Genomic DNA, 17,117 nt, shown 5'->3' with positions numbered 1-17,117 from the left:
TTGGATATATAAGGATACAGCATTTGGAAAAATTACAATAATCGTAATTCCAGATTGTAGAAGTAATGTGGGAATGTTATAATCTATAAAATAGGTTATTTTTTGTTAGAGATACCAGTTGCATGTAAGGTAGCTTCAGCAGACAATCAAAATAAATGAAAGAAACATAGGTAAAAGGCAGGGCAGATGTCCTGCCCGATTTTTGACCAAAAGAGAAATAAAATGAAACTATGGGGTGAATGTGAGCAATGAAACGGGAAGAAATTTTTGAGTATGTAAAAAAGCAATATGGAACAGTTCCAGAATACCTTTGGAAAGAATCTCCGGAGAGCGCGGTCCTTCGGAATAAAAATGGGAAATGGTACGCAATTATTATGAATATCGAAAAATCCAGACTAGGGATGGAAGAAAATGAAAGAATAGATATTATAGATGTAAAGTGTAATCCGGATATGGTGGGACTACTGACGCAAACCTTTGGATTTTTACCGGGATATCACATGAATAAAAAGTACTGGATTACCATGTTGCTGGATGGATCAGTAAGCGAAGCAAAAATATTGGACTTTTTGGATATGAGTTATGATTTGATTGATGGGAAAATATAGTATAAGTTTATTTAATAGGTTAAAGTATAGATTGAATAATGTATAAAATGTAGAAGAGTACCAGAATATAAAATGGTAATTGTATTTCTCACATATTTCGCGTAGAATGTAAATTAGAAAAGCTATGCATCAGCGGTGGGTTGACACCTAAAATCTGATACGTTTTCCGAACGAAGGTGTCGGAGGTTGGCAGGCAACGGAAAAACCTGTTATTTTCCAGACGCAGGTGCTGGAGGTTGGCAGACAACAGAAAAATCAACCATGAGAAGGGAATACTTAGTGCTGCGGCATGGGCAGTCCCTTTTTAAATCTTACAAGATTAAAAATGAAAGGGGAAAAATTGAATGAAATACATATTTTTGCATGGACTGGGACAAGTGCCTTCAGATTGGGAAACTACAATTAAGAGATTAGATTTGGGGTTGGATGTCGACTGTCCTGATTTATCTGACTGGCTTTCAGGAAAAGAAGCCAGCTATTCTAATTTATATCATGCACTGGAGAGTTATTGTGAACAGCAAGAAGGACCTCTGCATTTATGTGGTCTTTCATTGGGTGGAATCCTTGCTTTGCATTATGCATTGGAACATGCAGAGAAAGTAGCCTCTCTGGTATTAATTGGTACGCAATATATCATGCCGAAGCGGTTATTGAAATTTCAGAATATGATATTTCACCTTATGCCAAACAGGAGTTTTCGCAAAATGGGATTTGGGAAAAAAGATTTTATCAGTCTGTCCAAATCCATGATGGATTTAGATTTTCAAAAGGATTTAGAAAAAATAAATTGTCGGGTACTTGTGTTATGTGGCGAAAAGGATAAGGCAAATATGTCTGCAGCCATAGAATTAAAACAGCAGATCAATCATGCTGAATTAGAGATTATTTCTCATGCCGGCCATGAAATAAATAAAGATAATCCAGTTGAATTAGGAAAGATTCTCAGTAATTTTTATAGATGTGAATGATGTTAAATTGAAACAGGTGGATAAGAATGTAGAGGTTCAGTGATGAATTTGACGTTGGAGGTATTCTATATATGGATGAGAGAGAAAAAATGATCCGATTATGGTTTTCTATGTGGCTGGAAAAGAAGGATTTGGGAATTGATGATATTTTTGCAGAAAACGTGATTTATACAGAAAGTTGGGGACCATGTTATCGCAATCGTGAAATAGTAAAACATTGGTTTCAGGAATGGAATACGAGAGGAAGCGTAATCGCATGGGACATCAAACAGTTTTTTCACAAAGGAAATCAGACAGCTGTTGAATGGTATTTTAAAAATATTATGGATAATGGAGACATCGAAGAATTTGATGGAATCTCTTTAATTGAATGGTCAGCAGAGAATAGAATCCAATCCTTGAGGGAGTTCGGTTGCAATCTTCATAACTATAATCCGTACCAAAATAGTGATATGCCTCAATTTAGAGAAGAAAAAATTAATTGGTTCTAAATTTTAAGCAAGCGGTATAAAGTGATCTTAGTAAGCGATGAGAAGGTGTGTGGTGACATGCATCTTCTTTTTTGCGTTACAAGAGATTTTTAAGATTTCAAAAAGAAAATCATAATTTTTTCGATATGTAACATTTCTAGGACATTTCTGTTGTAAAATAAGAATCAAAACTATAGCAAAATTGTCGTAAAGGATGAAAAAAATGAAACAGATTTTAATTGTAGAAGATGATGAGCTTTTGAATAAAATGTTAGTTTACAACCTACAGTCAGAATCCTATGGGATTGTCTCTGTGGAAACGGTAAAAGAAGCCATGAAAGTACTAAAAAACCAGCAGTTTGATCTGGTACTATTGGATATCAACCTTCCGGATGGAAATGGATATGTGATTGCAAAAACAATCCGGGAAAAATATAGTGATACCATTGTGATCTTTCTGACTGCTAATGATAGGGAAAGTGATGAGATCCGGGGATATGAACTTGGAGCAGTGGATTATATTACAAAACCTTTTTCAATCCATTCCCTACAGAGAAAAGTAGAAAATGTGCTGCGTATGATGCGGCATCATGTATCTATGCAGGATGTCTTTGATGATGGCAGGCTGTTTTTAAATTTTGCAGAGCAGACGGCTATGCTCAATGGGAAACCGTTAACCTTATCTACCTTGGAATTCCGGATGCTGAACCTGTTCTGTCAGAACCGCAATCGTGTATTAACAAGAAAGCAGTTGTTGGAAAAAATATGGGATTGCACAGAGAATTATGTGGACGAGCATACGCTAACTACAACATTAAGCCGTATTCGGGGAAAGATTGAGACAAACGGAACAGTATATATCAAAACCGTATATGGCATGGGATATAAATGGACCGGAGGTGAACCTGCATGATAGGAAAGAAACTCTCTGTAAAAAAGATGTTTTTTTGGCTGACTGCCGGAATGACACTCACAATGACAGCAATCATATTGGTCGCATTCTTTCTGACAAAAAATATTGTAGTGTTATGGGTTGGGATGGCATTAATAGTCTGTGCAATACTGTGGATGCTTTTTATGATACAACTGTTGGGAATGAGACTATCAAATTTTACTTCTGAATTGTGCCAGATCCTTGATGACATGATGAACCGTAGTCAGGAACCCGAAAATGTATCAGACAGGGAAACGATTTTTGCCCGTATCCATCATCGCCTGGTACGTCTGTATAACATCTTGCAGGAAAGTAACCGGAAGGTAGAAGCAGAGAGGCAGGAATTACAGTCGTTGGTGTCAGATATTTCCCATCAGGTCAGGACTCCGGTAAGCAACATGAAGATGATTGTGGATACACTTTTGACAAAACCTCTGGAAGAACAGGAGAGGAATGAGTTTCTTAAAAGTGTAAGAGGACAGATTAATAAACTGGATTTTTTAATACAGGCATTAGTCAAAACCTCCCGTTTGGAAACCGGGGTGATACAATTAGAAAAGGAAGAGCATTTCTTATATGATACTTTGGCTCAGGCTATGAGTGGAATCTTATATTCTGCAGAACAAAAAAAGATCCATGTATCGGTGGAATGTCCGGAGGATCTGTGCGTATCCCATGACAGTAAATGGACTGAAGAAGCGATTTTTAATCTATTGGACAATGCAGTAAAATATACCCCGACAGGTGGACATGTAAATGTGTCGGTAGCGCAATGGGAAATGTATGTGGAAATAAAAGTATCCGATACAGGAAAAGGAATTTCAGAAAGCAATCAGGCATCTATTTTCAAGAGATTTTACCGGGAAGAAGAGATTCATAATCAGCCAGGAGTTGGAATCGGTCTTTATTTGACCAGGGAAATTGTGACACAGCAGGGTGGTTATGTTACTGTGGAATCACAGGTGGGAAAGGGATCGGCATTTTCTATTTTTCTGCCAAGATAAAGGAAAGAAATATATGGAGGGAATTGAATAATGTATCAAACCGTATTAATAGAAAACATTACTACTGAAAATGTAACTGAAAAAATAAATACAAAACTCCTGGAAATGGAAAAACAAAGCTACAAACTTGTAACCATGTCATTTCTGGGAACTGAAAAAGCTGTCTTGGTTTTTAAAAAAGGATTAAAAGGCAGTTTGCTGTGATATTTTAAACAGAATTATAGTCACAGATAAAATCAAGAACAGCAGAATATCATATTTGGTATCTTTTGCAACTTTTTTGAAATGTCCGAGATTTGTAACAATTCAGGCTGAAATTCCTTGAATTTTGTTCCTTTTCTCGGACATTTCTGAGACATTTGTATTTTATAATAGAGCTATCATAAAAAAGGCAGAAAGGAGTTTATAAAATATGAGTATTTTACAGACAATCGATTTAAAGAAATATTATGGCACAGAGCCCAATATTACAAAGGCTTTAGACGGTGTGAATTTTTCAGTAGAGGAAGGAGAATTTGTAGCGGTAGTAGGAACTTCAGGTTCCGGAAAATCCACGATGCTTCATATGATGGGAGGTTTGGACACTCCTACCAGTGGAAAGGTCATTGTACGCGGAGAAGAGCTGGCAAAGAAAAACGATGAAGAGCTGACGATTTTCAGGAGAAGAAATATTGGTTTCATTTTCCAAAATTATAATTTGGTTCCAATTCTGAATGTTTATGAAAATATTGTCCTTCCGGTAGAACTGGATGGAGATACGGTAGATCAGGGATTTATGGATGAGGTAGTTCATATGCTGGCTCTGGAAGATAAACTAAAGAATATGCCGAATAATCTTTCTGGAGGACAGCAGCAGAGAGTTGCGATAGCAAGAGCTCTGGTTGCTAAGCCTGCAATTGTGCTGGCCGATGAACCTACAGGTAACCTCGACTCTAAAACCAGTGCAGATGTTATGGGATTGATCAAACGGACCAGTTATGAGTTTCACCAGACGGTTGTAATGATTACACATAACAATGAGATTGCCCGACTTGCAGACCGGATTGTCCGTATTGAGGACGGAAAGATTGTAAATTGAGGAGGGGTGAAATGTTATGACTTGGCCTTTTGAAAATAATACAAATGGAATTGTAAAAAACCTGGCGAAAAGGAGTTTAAAAAGTGAAAAGCGTCGGAATTTAATGATAGTAATTGCTATTGCATTGGCAGCATTTTTGATGTCGATGTGCGGAACATTATTCTTTGCTTTTCAAGAATCCCAAAGTAATATAGCTACTTTTCAAGCCAGCTATCATGATGTAACACAGGATAAAATTGAAAAACTACGTCATCAATCAGAAATTGAAATGGTTGGCTCACTTTATAATCTGGGAGAAATAAAAATGTCTGAAGGATATTCCTTGTATTTGTCCTATATGGATGAAGTAGCTTGCCATATTGCCAGAAATCAATTTGTTTTAAAAAGTGGAACTATGCCCTCTAAAGAAAATGAAATTTCCGTTGACAAAGAAATGATAGAAACCTATTTTCCCAATACTTCAATAGGTGATAAAATTTCTTTGGAGATAGAGGGAAAACAACAGGAGTTTGTTGTTTCTGGTATTACAGAAAGTTTAACAGAATCACAAGGTAATTATTCTTGCTATGTATCAAAAAAATTCATAGAAAATATTCCTAATTACAATCCTGCAAATTATGACAGCTATGTTTGTTTTATTGATGCAGATACAATGTCAAAAGAAGATTTAAAAGAAAAAATAGCGTCTATCGGAAACACTATAGATGCAGAGTATAGCTTGAGTTTTCTCTTTTTTAGAGAAAATATGGGGTTATCATTTGAAAGTATATTAACTTTTGCAAGTTTATCTGTGCTTGTATTATTTGCAGGGGTAATTGTAATCCAAAGTATATTTAGAATTTCTGTTAATGAAAAAATAAGAAATTTTGGACAGCTACGCACTTTGGGTACTACTGCACTGCAAATAAAGAAAATGATAACTTATGAAAGTCGGTACTTATCATGGCTTGGAATTCCTCCAGGTATTGTTTTGGGAGCAATTGCAGGAACTGCTTTGGGAAGTAATAAAATTTCCAGCGGTTTTTCCTTGGCCAATATACTTCTGGTCATGATTGGTGTTTCTATTATCTGCATATTTATGGTAAAGTTTTCTATCCATAAACCCTTAAAAATTGCAGCAATGACTTCACCTATAGAAGCAATACGTTATGTGACCTATCAAAATGCTCCAATGCAATCTAGAAAACATAGTAAAAAGATTTCTCCTTACTCTTTGGCCTTGTTGAATCTTGGACGCGATAAGAAAAAAACTGCTAGTACTTTGTTGTCCTTGATATTCGGTGGATTACTTCTCCTTATATCTGCATCTGCAGCAGTAAGTAACACCCCAGAGCAATTCGTCCGTAAAAAGATGTTTGTAAACAATGGAAGTTTTCGCATATATTCTTCTGAAGAAATGGTTGAGAATGAGAAAATGAATCCATTGAATGCCTCTTTGAAGGAAGAACTTTTGAATATTGAAGGAATTCAAAAGATTATACAGATTAGAGAATCTGCAGGAATGTGCCAATTTTCTATTGACGGAGATGCCACAGAAGGAATGTGTGATATCATATCAGATCATAGCACAGAAGGTAATCCAAGTTTTATAGAACAACACTTGATTGATGGGCAGATGCCTAAGAATCCATTTGAAATTCTATTGACAGATGGATACTTGGATCTAGGTATTGCAAAAGGAACACCTATTAAGATTAAAAATAATGGAAAAGAAATAGAATGTGTTGTATCTGGATTTTTTGATAAGAGTTTTGTCGGAACGGAAAATGGTACTGATGCTATAGATCCGGCAAATCTTATGATTACACAGGAACTTGCTGAGCAGTTATTTCCTAGTATAGAAAATTTTGCATATTCATGGGAAATTATAACTGATACTACTTACAACAATCAAATAGAAAATGTCATTCAACAGAAAATTGCTGCCAAAAAGATGGATCTTTCTATTTGTAGTTACGATGCTGTCGTAAAGTATATGGAATCTTCTATGGATCTACTATTTGGAAGTTTACAGATATTATCCCTGTTAATTTTGTTGTTTGGAATAATTAACTTGATTAATATGACGCTATCAAATCATCAAGCACGTAAACAGGAAATCAGTACATTGCGTTCTGTTGGATTAAGCTTAAAACAGTTATACAGATCTCTTATTACAGAAGGATTATTGTATGTACTTGCTTCATTGGGAATGGTGCTTTTGATTGGCATCCCTATCGCTATTCCTGTAAGTAAGAGTGTTGGAATTTTATTCGGTATGTCAAATCTTCCATATAAATTTCCCGTGTTGCAAATCGGAATTTATTTACTAATATTGCTTGTTTTACAGTTGATTTTATCAGCATGGGCAGTAAACAATTTGCAAAAGCGTTCATTGACGGAACAGATGAAGTCAATGGAATAATCGATGAAATACTTGTATAAAATCACTAACTGATTCTCGTTTTCGCCGATTTTAAGGAAATATTTATCTTTAAATGATAAAGAGTATTTTAATAAACGGTAGTTATGATTACGCTCAGTAAAACATTATATTAAGAAAAAACAAGGAGATGATGTGATATGACTTGGCCTTTTGAAAATAATACAAATGGAATTGTAAAAAATCTGGCGAAAAGGAGTTTAAAAGCAGATAAGCGAAGTAAGATTTTTTTGTTTCTTACAATCGCTCTTTCTGTTTGTATGGTTTTTTCAATCATTCTGATATCAACAGGTACAGAGGAGAAGTTTAAGGATACACAGAGGAATAAAGCACAGATTGGTATTCTAGGAGTTACAGATGAACAAACAGCTCAGTTGCGTCAAAATAGTGATGTTTCATGGATTGGTGAATATTCCGCTATTGGATCGTTTTATGTAGATAATAAAACAATCACAGTTGCTTTTGGAAATGAAGATTATTTTTTTCATCAGGAAGAAAAAACCTTAGAAGGAACTGTACCACAAAATATAAATGAGATTATGCTTCCCCAGAATTACATTGACTTTTTGGGAAAGGAATATCAGGTTGGAGATATAATTTCTCTTGACCTAACCGGAACGGGTCAAGAAGCAAAATATACGCTTTCCGGTATTTTGGATGATGCAAAAGAAAGTAATGGATATTTTATCTATATTAGCAAAGAACTCGCTCGAAATTTGGCTCCAGATTCTTTTCAGATAACAGCATATACACGACTAAATACAGATTCCATAAATTCAGGAGATATTCTTGACTTTGCAGAGAAAGTAATAGAAAATACAGGCATTGTTGAAGAACAGATAAATCTTACAGAATATTTTGCAGTTATGTCCGGAGCAATAAAATCGGGAATTCCGATTCCTGTACCATTACTGGCATTGTTGACAGCTGTTTTAGCAGCAACGATTGTTTATGGTGTCTTTTACACTAAGATTGTAAAGAATGTTCAAATGTTTGGGCAACTGCGAACGATTGGTATGACAAAAAAGCAGATTAAACGAATGGCGAGAAAAGAAGGGGCGCTGTATGCCTTGACAGGTATTCCTTTAGGTCTTGTTATTGGTGGAATCATCGGATTTATGGGCTGTCCTGACGGATTTCATTTTAAAACAACAATCATTTATGCAATTTTGATTGCAGTGATAGCTTTTGTGACAGTTAATATTGCTATTTTCAAACCTGTTCATGTGGCTATGAATACTTCTCCTATTGAAGGTGCTAAATATTTTGCCTATACGGGAAAGGTAAAAAATAGTTCTAAATTGCATCGAAAACTTACACCACTTAATTTGGCAAAAATAAACATACAGAGAAATAAGAAAAAGGCAATCTTAACACTTCTTATGCTCGGATTGAGTGGTACACTTTTGCTAGTTACTTCTACGGTTGCAGGATCTATTGACCCGGAAAAACAGGCAAATTTCAAATATTATCCTGCTGGTAATATTCTGATCCAGATAAGAAATACAGTAGGAAGTTCTTTTAATACAGAGTCAGAACCATACGGAAGTTCAAAATTGCAGCTGGAAGCAAATCCACTTGAAAATCAAGCATTGATACAGGAATTAGAAAAGATAGATGAAATAGAAAAAATCACAGCTTTTAATTGTATTAATATGACAATCACTTTTCCTGATAAAAGCGGTTCTATTACAAGCATTACGAATTTCTTTCCGACATTAAATCGAGAACAGATGGATGAGAAGCAAGCAATTTTGTCTTCTGGAACAGCTTCTTATGACGAAATGGTTGAGAAAAATGGAATATTGGTTGCCGAGGGTACCGCCCAGGTCGGTGATACTTTGAAAATTGAAGGTAGATCATTAGATGGTAGTACCTTTTATATAGATGCTATTGTTGTAGGGATATACGACAGGACTGATTTAATGAAAGATAGTCCGATTGTACCAGGAAGTCCTTATTTCATTATGGCATATGATACGGCAAAGAAACTAACAGGGATAACAAATCAAACAGGTATTCTTGCAATTAAAAATCGTGACGGGTATTTTGATGAAGCTTTGGCTTCAATTCAAAGAATTGTGGATAGAAATGAAAAAATAGAAGTAAATACGATTGAGCAGACAGTTAAAAATATACAGTACCAGTATGATTCCTCTATAAAGGCGTTGTATATGATCTCTGCCATCCTATTTATCTTTGGAGGCATTAGTCTTATGAATATGCTTATGGTTGATTTTCAGAACAGAAAACGTGAATTTGGTCTGTTTGAAGCCATTGGAATAACACAAAAGCAGTTGAAGGTAATGCTGAATAGAGAGATTGGAATCTACCTCGGAGGTTCGCTGATAATATCTCTTGTATTTGGAAGCATTTTAAGCGTGATTGCTTGTATGAGATTGGATGCAGTAAATCATTGTATTACATTTGTGTTACCTTGGCTGTTCATATTGGCTTTAATCACTATTTTAGCCATTGTATATTTGATTTTTACTGCATATGTAAAGTCTGAATTAAGGAAAATCAGTATATTATCTGCTATAAGGGATGAGTAGTACTTTCATTGTTACTATAAAGCAGATATATCTGTGAAAAACAGCCTTTAAAGGAAGATAAACTTTCGCAGAAAATCACTAACTTCTTTTCGTTTCCGCTGATTTTAAGGAAATATTTAACTTTAAAAGATAAAGAGTCTTTTAATAAATCGTAGTTATGATTATGCTCAGTAAAACAGTATATTGGAGATAAAAAAATCAAGGAGATGATGTTATGACTTGGCCTTTTGAAAATGATACTCGTACTATCACGAAAAAGTTAGCAAATAGGAGTATTCATGCAGATAAGCGGAGAAATATTTTTATTACTTTAACAATCGTTTTTGCTTCTTGCTTAATGACAGTACTTGCACTTTATACTTTCGGTAAATCATATGAATTAAAAACATTTTTACAGGGACGTTATCAAGCAGCTGTTATTGATGTAGAACCAGAAATTATCAATGAATTAGAAAAAGATTCCAATATTGAACTAATTGGAACAGAAGTTTTACTTGATAGTTTTCGTATTGATGATTATACATTAAATGTGAATTTCCGCGACAGTAACAATTTATATTTATATTCAACAGAGTTTATTGGCAAATTACCTGATAAATATGATGAAATAGCAGTTTCAGAAGCCTATTTGAAGCATGCGAATCTTTCGGCTGAGTTAAATCAAGAAATTGAATTGCCTTTAAAAGGCAGTAAGGAAAAATTCACCATTTGTGGAATTTTAAAGGATGATGGAGCAAATCGGCGTTATCAAGTTCTTGTATCAAAAGAATTTTTGCAATCATATTATACCGATCATATTCCTTATAATGCAACACTTAGAATTGCCGGAAGTAGTTCGTTTAAAGAAGAGGAACTTAAAAATTTAATTCAATCGTGTTTAGAATCCTATGGAATTCACGAAGAACAAATAGCGTATAGTTCCTCTTATTTTGAGAGTGTAGACAATTCCACCAGAGATATGTTAGGCGTATCAGTTATTAGTATTTTGATTGTAATTGCTTGTTCAACGGTAATTTATAGCCTTTTTTATATCTCGGTAGTCGGAAAAGTAAAGGAATATGGTCGTTTAAAAGTAATTGGTATGACTCAAAAACAAATTAAAAGGATGGTCAGGAAAGAAAGTTATCAGTTATCACTTTTATCAATCCCTATAGGAATTATAATTGGTTGCATTGTAGGATATGTTCTTGTACCTAATGGATGGAATTGGCTAAATACATTTGTGATTATTGTTATAATATCTTTATTGACAGAATTATCAGTTCTCCTTTCAATCCATAAGCCAATTAAGATTGCTTCTAATATTTCTCCTGTTGAAGCAGTACGCATATCAACGACATCAACCGGAGATAAGCTAAATAATACAAAAAAATTAAGAAGAAAACTTACTCCTGATAATTTAGCTAAAATAGGTTTCATGAGAAATCATAAAAAAGCCATCTTAACTTTGATTTCATTAGGCTTTTCAGGAATTTTATTAATGAGTGCTGCAACCTTTTTATCCTCTATTGATGAAGAGGATATGGCACGTCAATCATTTGGAAATAAAGAATTTTTATTAACATTATCTGATGAAGAGAATAATGTTCCATTGGAAAAAAATCCGTTGAATGATGATATCGCTGAAATTTTAACAAAATTTCCTTATATAACCAAGGTTTATTCCATAACAGGGTGTTCTGCTGATATTTTCCTTCCTAATAGCGATGAACCATCTTCATTTCAAGAAATAATAGGTCTATCCAATGATGAATTTTCCCGTTTGTCTAATAATGTATTAACGGGAAGTATAGATTATCAGAGGTTCGTTGAAAAGAGGGGGGTATTAATTGATGATACATCTAACATGCTAAAGACATGGGAAAATTATAGTGTTTCCTTGGGAGATTGTATAGCAATAACTACTGCGGATGGAAAAAAGATTGAACTTCCTATTGTGGGAACAATTGATATGACCAACACAGATTATGCTGGTACATATTTCTTTGTTCCGGAAAACATACTGTCAGAAATTTATCCTGAAAGAGAGAATTTTAATACAAAGTTTGTTATCAACGCAGATGTAAAACACCTTTCAGAAGCAGAAGATGCAGTATTGAAGGCGATAGGTGATAACCCCAATATCCAGTTTCTCAGTTTTGAAGATGCGTTATCTTCCATTAAAATGCATATGACAGGGTATCAACTTCCAATATATGGATTAATTATTTTTATTGGGATCTTTGGTATTATAAACCTCAGCAATACACTAATGACAAATCTTGTGTCTCGGCAACAGGAATTTGGCATATTACAATCCATTGGCCTATCAAATAAGCAATTATATCAAATGTTGAAAATGGAGAGTTTATATTATGTACTGGGAACCATGATCATAACACTTGTTCTTGGCACTTTTTCAGGATACGTTTTGTGCCAAATATTTAATCAGGTAGGTATATTCGGAAAACTTAATTATACTTTCCCAATATTACAGATATTGATTTTCTTTATAATTTTATTGATAATTGCTAAGATATATGCTTCCCTGGCTATACGATACTGCCAAAAGAAATCATTTGTGGAACGTATTAAAACAATGGAATAAGAGACTATTTTAAAATTGACAAGAAATTACGAAGATGTATTTGCTAAAAAAATTATGTTTTCTGCAAATGCATCTTCTATTTTATATAAATTTTCTCGGAAAAAATATATAATATATATTGAGTTCCAAAATTTTATGAATGATTAGGACATTTCTGTAACATTTGAGGTTTAAAATAGCGACAAGTTTAGAAGATGGGAAAGGAAGAATCTGTATTGAGGAAAATTTTAATTGTAGAAGATGATAAAGTACTAAATAAAACACTGGCTTATAATCTTACTGCGGATGGTTATGAAGTAACTTCTGCATACAGTTTTCTGGATGCAGTAGAACGATTGAAGGAGAGTGAATTTGATATCGCCCTGTTGGATATTAATCTGCCGGATGGGAACGGTCTGCATTTATGTGATGAAATCAGAGGAAGAGGGCAGCATACCTATATTATGTTTATCACAGCAAATGATAAAGAAGGCGATATGCTGAAAGGCTATGAAGCCGGATGCACAGATTATATTACAAAACCATTTTCAGTGATGGTTCTCTGTAAAAAGGTAGCTGCTGTTTTTGCAAATATGGAATTACGGACACCAAAGCATGACGTATTTGAGGATGAAGTTTTGAAAATTGACTTTTCCGAGCAGAGTGCGGTTTTGGAAGGAAAGGTGATAGATTTTACACCAAAAGAATACCGTACCTTATTTTTATTTGTAAAAAATCCGCACATTATATTAACGAAGCGGCAACTGATTGAGAAATTGTGGGATATTGATGGGGATTTTGTAGATGAGCATACGCTTACTACCATCATCAGCCGGATTCGCAAAAAGATTGAAACAGATGAACGAAAATATATTAAAACTGCTTACGGAATGGGATATCAATGGATAGGCGGTGAATCACGATGAAATTACAGAATTTATCCACTAGAGCTTTTCTGCGGCTGATTGTGGGAGGTGCTTCACTGACATCAATTCTTTTGTTGTTCATCCTTTATGCCTTCACAAAAGATATAAGGATGATACTTGGTGGTTTCAGCGTGATGATCCTTCTGTTTCTATGGGGGGCAGTTTTTTTGCATTATTTCCAGAAGAAACTATCGGTATTTACAGATGGACTATGCCGAACATTAGATGAAATGATGGATAGTACCGTTCGTCCGCAAATAAATTATGAAGCAGAAACACTGTTAGCACGCATCAGTCATCGTCTGGAAAGATTATATCATGTAATGCAGGAAACCCGGCATAAAGTAGAAGAAGAAAAAGCAGAATTACAGTCTTTGGTATCTGATATTTCACATCAGACCAAAACACCGATAGCAAATCTAAAAATGCTCAATGACACGATGTTGACCAGAAGAATTACTGATGAGACACGTAAGGAATTTTTATATGCTACTGCCAGTCAGTTAGATAAACTGGACTTTTTGATTCAGGGAATGGTGAAAACATCACGATTGGAAACTGGAGTGATCACTTTGGAAAAGAAAGAAACAGCTATTGCGGATACACTTGTAGATGCGATAAATGGGGTTCTTGCTCCTATGGAAAGAAAGCATCTTCATTTATCCGTAAATTGTCCTGAAAATTTAACGGTTTCACATGACAGTCGCTGGACCTCAGAAGCATTGTTTAATCTTTTAGACAATGCAGTAAAATATACTCCGGAAGGCGGTGACATTCACGTAACAGTACAGGACTGGGAGATGTATTTGGAAATTGCCGTAGCGGATACGGGAAGAGGTATTCCGGAAAGTGTCCAGGCAACTATTTTTAAACGATTTTATCGGGAAGAAGCTGTACATGATGTGGATGGGATTGGAATAGGATTATACCTGGCACGTGAGATTATCACTATGCAAGGCGGCTATATTACAGTTGAATCAGAGGTGGGAAAAGGCTCAACTTTCTCTATATTTCTTCCTCAAAGATAATGAAACGGCGGTCTGTTTATTCAGACTGCCTTTTTTAAAAAAATTTAGAAAAAAAGAATTTTAGGACATTTCTGCAACATTTGAGAGTTAGGATAATGGCGAAAGGGGGCAATGGCTATGACATTACCATTTGAGAATGATACTAGCGTAATAATCAGAAAATATGCAAAAAAAAGTATAAAAGAAAGTAAGAGCAAAACGATATTGTCCATATTAACCATAATGCTATCTGTTGCATTACTATCAGGATTTATTCTTTCAGTAGTCGGAATGGCAACAGAAACCAAAAGAGGGTTGCAGACAACAAACCATGCAATTTATTACAATATCAATCATAAGCAAATTGAAGAATTGCGGCGAGACAGCAGAATTGCTGATTCAAGAATTTATATTCAAGCTGGCAACACACAGGTTGACAATTATTTAGTAATTCCAGTTTACATTGAACAGAATGACAGTAATATTGCCGTAGAAGAAATCGTAGAGGGACAATACCCCATCGGTTTATATGATGTAGCTGTGGATAAAGCCTATTTATCACGATTAGGATTACCAGCTGAATTAGGAACTAAAATTACAATTCCTTTTTATGATGGAAGTTCAGAAACTTTTACTGTTGTTGGTCTTACAGACAATGGATCAACAGAACGGACATATTCCTTATACTGTTCTGAAGAATATGCCCACATAGGCAGTCAATTTGAAACTTCTGTAACGGCGCTTACTGTTCAATTAGCAAATACTGCTCAAATGTCATCAGATAATTTTAAAGAGATTGTTCAAAAAATCGGGACTGATTATGGTGTTACACCACAGTATTCTGATTATAACGATGGTTTTGCAGCCTCTCTTGAACCAAATCAAGAAAATATTATGATTATCAGTATTTTTTCGATTGCGGTGCTATTAGTAAGCTATTTGGTTATTTATAGTATTTTTTACATTTATGTTCAAAATCAAGTAAGAGAATTTGGACAGTTGAGAACAATGGGAGCTACAGCAAAGCAAATTAAAACGATTTTACGAACACAGGGAAAACTTCTTTGCATTTTAGGAACAATTTTAGGACTTATCATTGGTGGAACGGCGGCCTTTTTATTTAAACCTGACGGCTGGAGTTGGCAGAATACTGCATTAGTAAGTGTACTGATTTTTTGCATCGTATATGCAATGGTATGGCTGGCTTTAAGCAAACCTGCTAAAATTGCAGGAAGCGTATCTCCAATTGAAGCTGCAAAAAATACGGGGTATCAGTCTACACAGTTGTACTCTAAAAAACTGCATAGAAAAATCACTCCGTTTTCAATGGCTGTTATGGGATGTTCACGCAATCGGCGTAAGTGGATAATGACCGTTCTTTCTTTAGGTGTAGCTGGGATTATGTTTATGGGCGGTACAACATTACTATCCTCTTTGGATATGGAGCGTTTTGCACGACAGGGATTATTGGAATACGGAGAATTTGAAATTAACTTGTCCAGAAATGCAGTCCGTAATGATCCTCATGGAACAACAGGAGTTCAGCTTAACAATCTCCATTAAACGACGATCTCATTCGGAATATCGCACAGATTGAGGGCGTAAAAGAAGTTACAGAATATAAAACTTTGGAGGCAAAATTTGAATACAATAAGGCTTCCAGAAAGGATAAACTTGTTCCATTCACTTCTGAACAACAAAGAATTTTGAAACAGTATCTTTCTGCTGGCACGATAGATTATCAAGCTATGATCGAAAACAAGGAAATACTCGTATTGCGTAATGAGTATGCAGAGTATGTTTTCGACTGGACGTTCCAAGTGGGTGATACCGTTAGATTCCGTTGGTTTGATGGGCAATCGTATCAGGAAACAGAATACACCATAGCCGGTGAAATCAGCGATGACATATTTAAAGATCCAATAGGCGGAAAACTATTCGGAAAAACAGGATTTTTCCTATTGCCCGATCAGCTATTGCAGAAAATGGTCGTTCCTAACTTCAATTTCACTAGCCATCTTTTAGTCAGCATTAACAATTTTTCTCTAGAGCCAGAAGTCCGGGAGAAAATGAATAGCTTGGTAGAAACGATCCCTACTGTTACAATGGAAACACTGCATAACCTTTATCAGGATAGTGAAGCAATGTACCAACGTACAAGTCTTGTCATTTGGGGCTTGAGCGGCTTTATTATGTTGTTTGCAGTTATTAACTTGATTAACACATTGATTGCCACAACACTTTCCAGAAAGCATGAGTTTTCAACTTTGCGTTCGATTGGCATGGAAAAAAAGCAATTACAATGGACGATACAATGGGAGGGGATTTTACTGGCTTTTTGGAATATTGGTATCACATTGGCTGTAGGAACGCCTGTCGGTTATAGCATTGTCCGTTACTTAAATAGTGTGGGGGATGATACATGGGTATGGAAATTCCCTTTCATTTACATGGGAGCATATATTATAATTTCAATTTTTCTTCCACTAATAATTTCTGCGATTATTATTCGTATTTTGCAGCAAAAATCTATTGTGGAACAATTAAGGGAAACTACGTAAGGATTAAAATTATGCCGA

General features: G+C 35.1%; 12 protein-coding genes and 1 pseudogene. All 13 read left to right on the top strand.

Annotated elements, in window-relative coordinates; translation table 11 throughout:
- Positions 1 to 248: 248 nt before the first annotated feature.
- The 13 genes and pseudogenes from KFE17_03440 to KFE17_03380 all read left to right on the top strand — a co-directional run bounded on the left by KFE17_03440 (position 249) and on the right by KFE17_03380 (position 17,099).
- Positions 249 to 608, top strand: coding sequence for an MmcQ/YjbR family DNA-binding protein (locus KFE17_03440; GenBank protein QUO32819.1), 360 nt, complete (start codon positions 249 to 251; stop codon positions 606 to 608).
- 344 nt (positions 609 to 952) lie between these two features.
- Positions 953 to 1,576: an alpha/beta hydrolase gene (locus KFE17_03435; protein ID QUO32818.1), complete on the top strand. Its 624-nt coding sequence runs from the start codon at positions 953 to 955 to the stop codon at positions 1,574 to 1,576.
- Positions 1,577 to 1,647: 71 nt separating this feature from the next.
- Positions 1,648 to 2,067, top strand: a complete 420-nt coding sequence (locus KFE17_03430) for a nuclear transport factor 2 family protein (GenBank protein ID QUO32817.1) — start codon at positions 1,648 to 1,650, stop codon at positions 2,065 to 2,067.
- Between the two features lie 202 nt (positions 2,068 to 2,269).
- Positions 2,270 to 2,959 (top strand): response regulator transcription factor, encoded by a 690-nt coding sequence (locus KFE17_03425; protein QUO32816.1) that lies wholly within the window; start codon positions 2,270 to 2,272, stop codon positions 2,957 to 2,959.
- The gene (locus KFE17_03420; GenBank protein QUO32815.1) at positions 2,956 to 3,984 is read left to right on the top strand and encodes a HAMP domain-containing histidine kinase; all 1,029 of its coding nucleotides are present in this window, start codon (positions 2,956 to 2,958) and stop codon (positions 3,982 to 3,984) included. The genes KFE17_03425 and KFE17_03420 overlap by 4 nt, the downstream gene beginning before the upstream one ends.
- Positions 3,985 to 4,014: 30 nt before the next feature.
- Positions 4,015 to 4,188 (top strand): hypothetical protein, encoded by a 174-nt coding sequence (locus KFE17_03415; GenBank protein ID QUO32814.1) that lies wholly within the window; start codon positions 4,015 to 4,017, stop codon positions 4,186 to 4,188.
- Between the two features lie 208 nt (positions 4,189 to 4,396).
- Positions 4,397 to 5,062: an ABC transporter ATP-binding protein gene (locus KFE17_03410; GenBank protein ID QUO32813.1), complete on the top strand. Its 666-nt coding sequence runs from the start codon at positions 4,397 to 4,399 to the stop codon at positions 5,060 to 5,062.
- Positions 5,063 to 5,078: 16 nt separating this feature from the next.
- A complete protein-coding gene (locus tag KFE17_03405; GenBank protein ID QUO32812.1) occupies positions 5,079 to 7,466 on the top strand; it encodes an ABC transporter permease in 2,388 nt (795 codons plus the stop codon).
- 158 nt (positions 7,467 to 7,624) lie between these two features.
- Entirely contained in the window at positions 7,625 to 10,039 is a 2,415-nt protein-coding gene (locus KFE17_03400; protein QUO32811.1) for an ABC transporter permease, read from the top strand.
- A gap of 214 nt (positions 10,040 to 10,253) precedes the next feature.
- Positions 10,254 to 12,626, top strand: coding sequence for an ABC transporter permease (locus KFE17_03395; GenBank protein QUO32810.1), 2,373 nt, complete (start codon positions 10,254 to 10,256; stop codon positions 12,624 to 12,626).
- Positions 12,627 to 12,841: 215 nt separating this feature from the next.
- Positions 12,842 to 13,531, top strand: coding sequence for a response regulator transcription factor (locus tag KFE17_03390; protein QUO32809.1), 690 nt, complete (start codon positions 12,842 to 12,844; stop codon positions 13,529 to 13,531).
- Positions 13,528 to 14,559 carry a HAMP domain-containing histidine kinase gene (locus tag KFE17_03385; GenBank protein QUO32808.1) on the top strand — a complete coding sequence of 344 codons (1,032 nt, stop codon included), beginning with the start codon at positions 13,528 to 13,530 and terminating at the stop codon, positions 14,557 to 14,559. The genes KFE17_03390 and KFE17_03385 overlap by 4 nt, the downstream gene beginning before the upstream one ends.
- Before the next feature lie 117 nt (positions 14,560 to 14,676).
- Positions 14,677 to 17,099, top strand: a pseudogene (locus KFE17_03380) (FtsX-like permease family protein).
- Positions 17,100 to 17,117: the final 18 nt, after the last annotated feature.

Source organism: Faecalicatena sp. Marseille-Q4148 (assembly GCA_018228665.1).
In the GTDB taxonomy this organism is placed as follows: domain Bacteria; phylum Bacillota; class Clostridia; order Lachnospirales; family Lachnospiraceae; genus UBA9414.
This window is presented reverse-complemented; position numbering and strand designations above follow the sequence as displayed.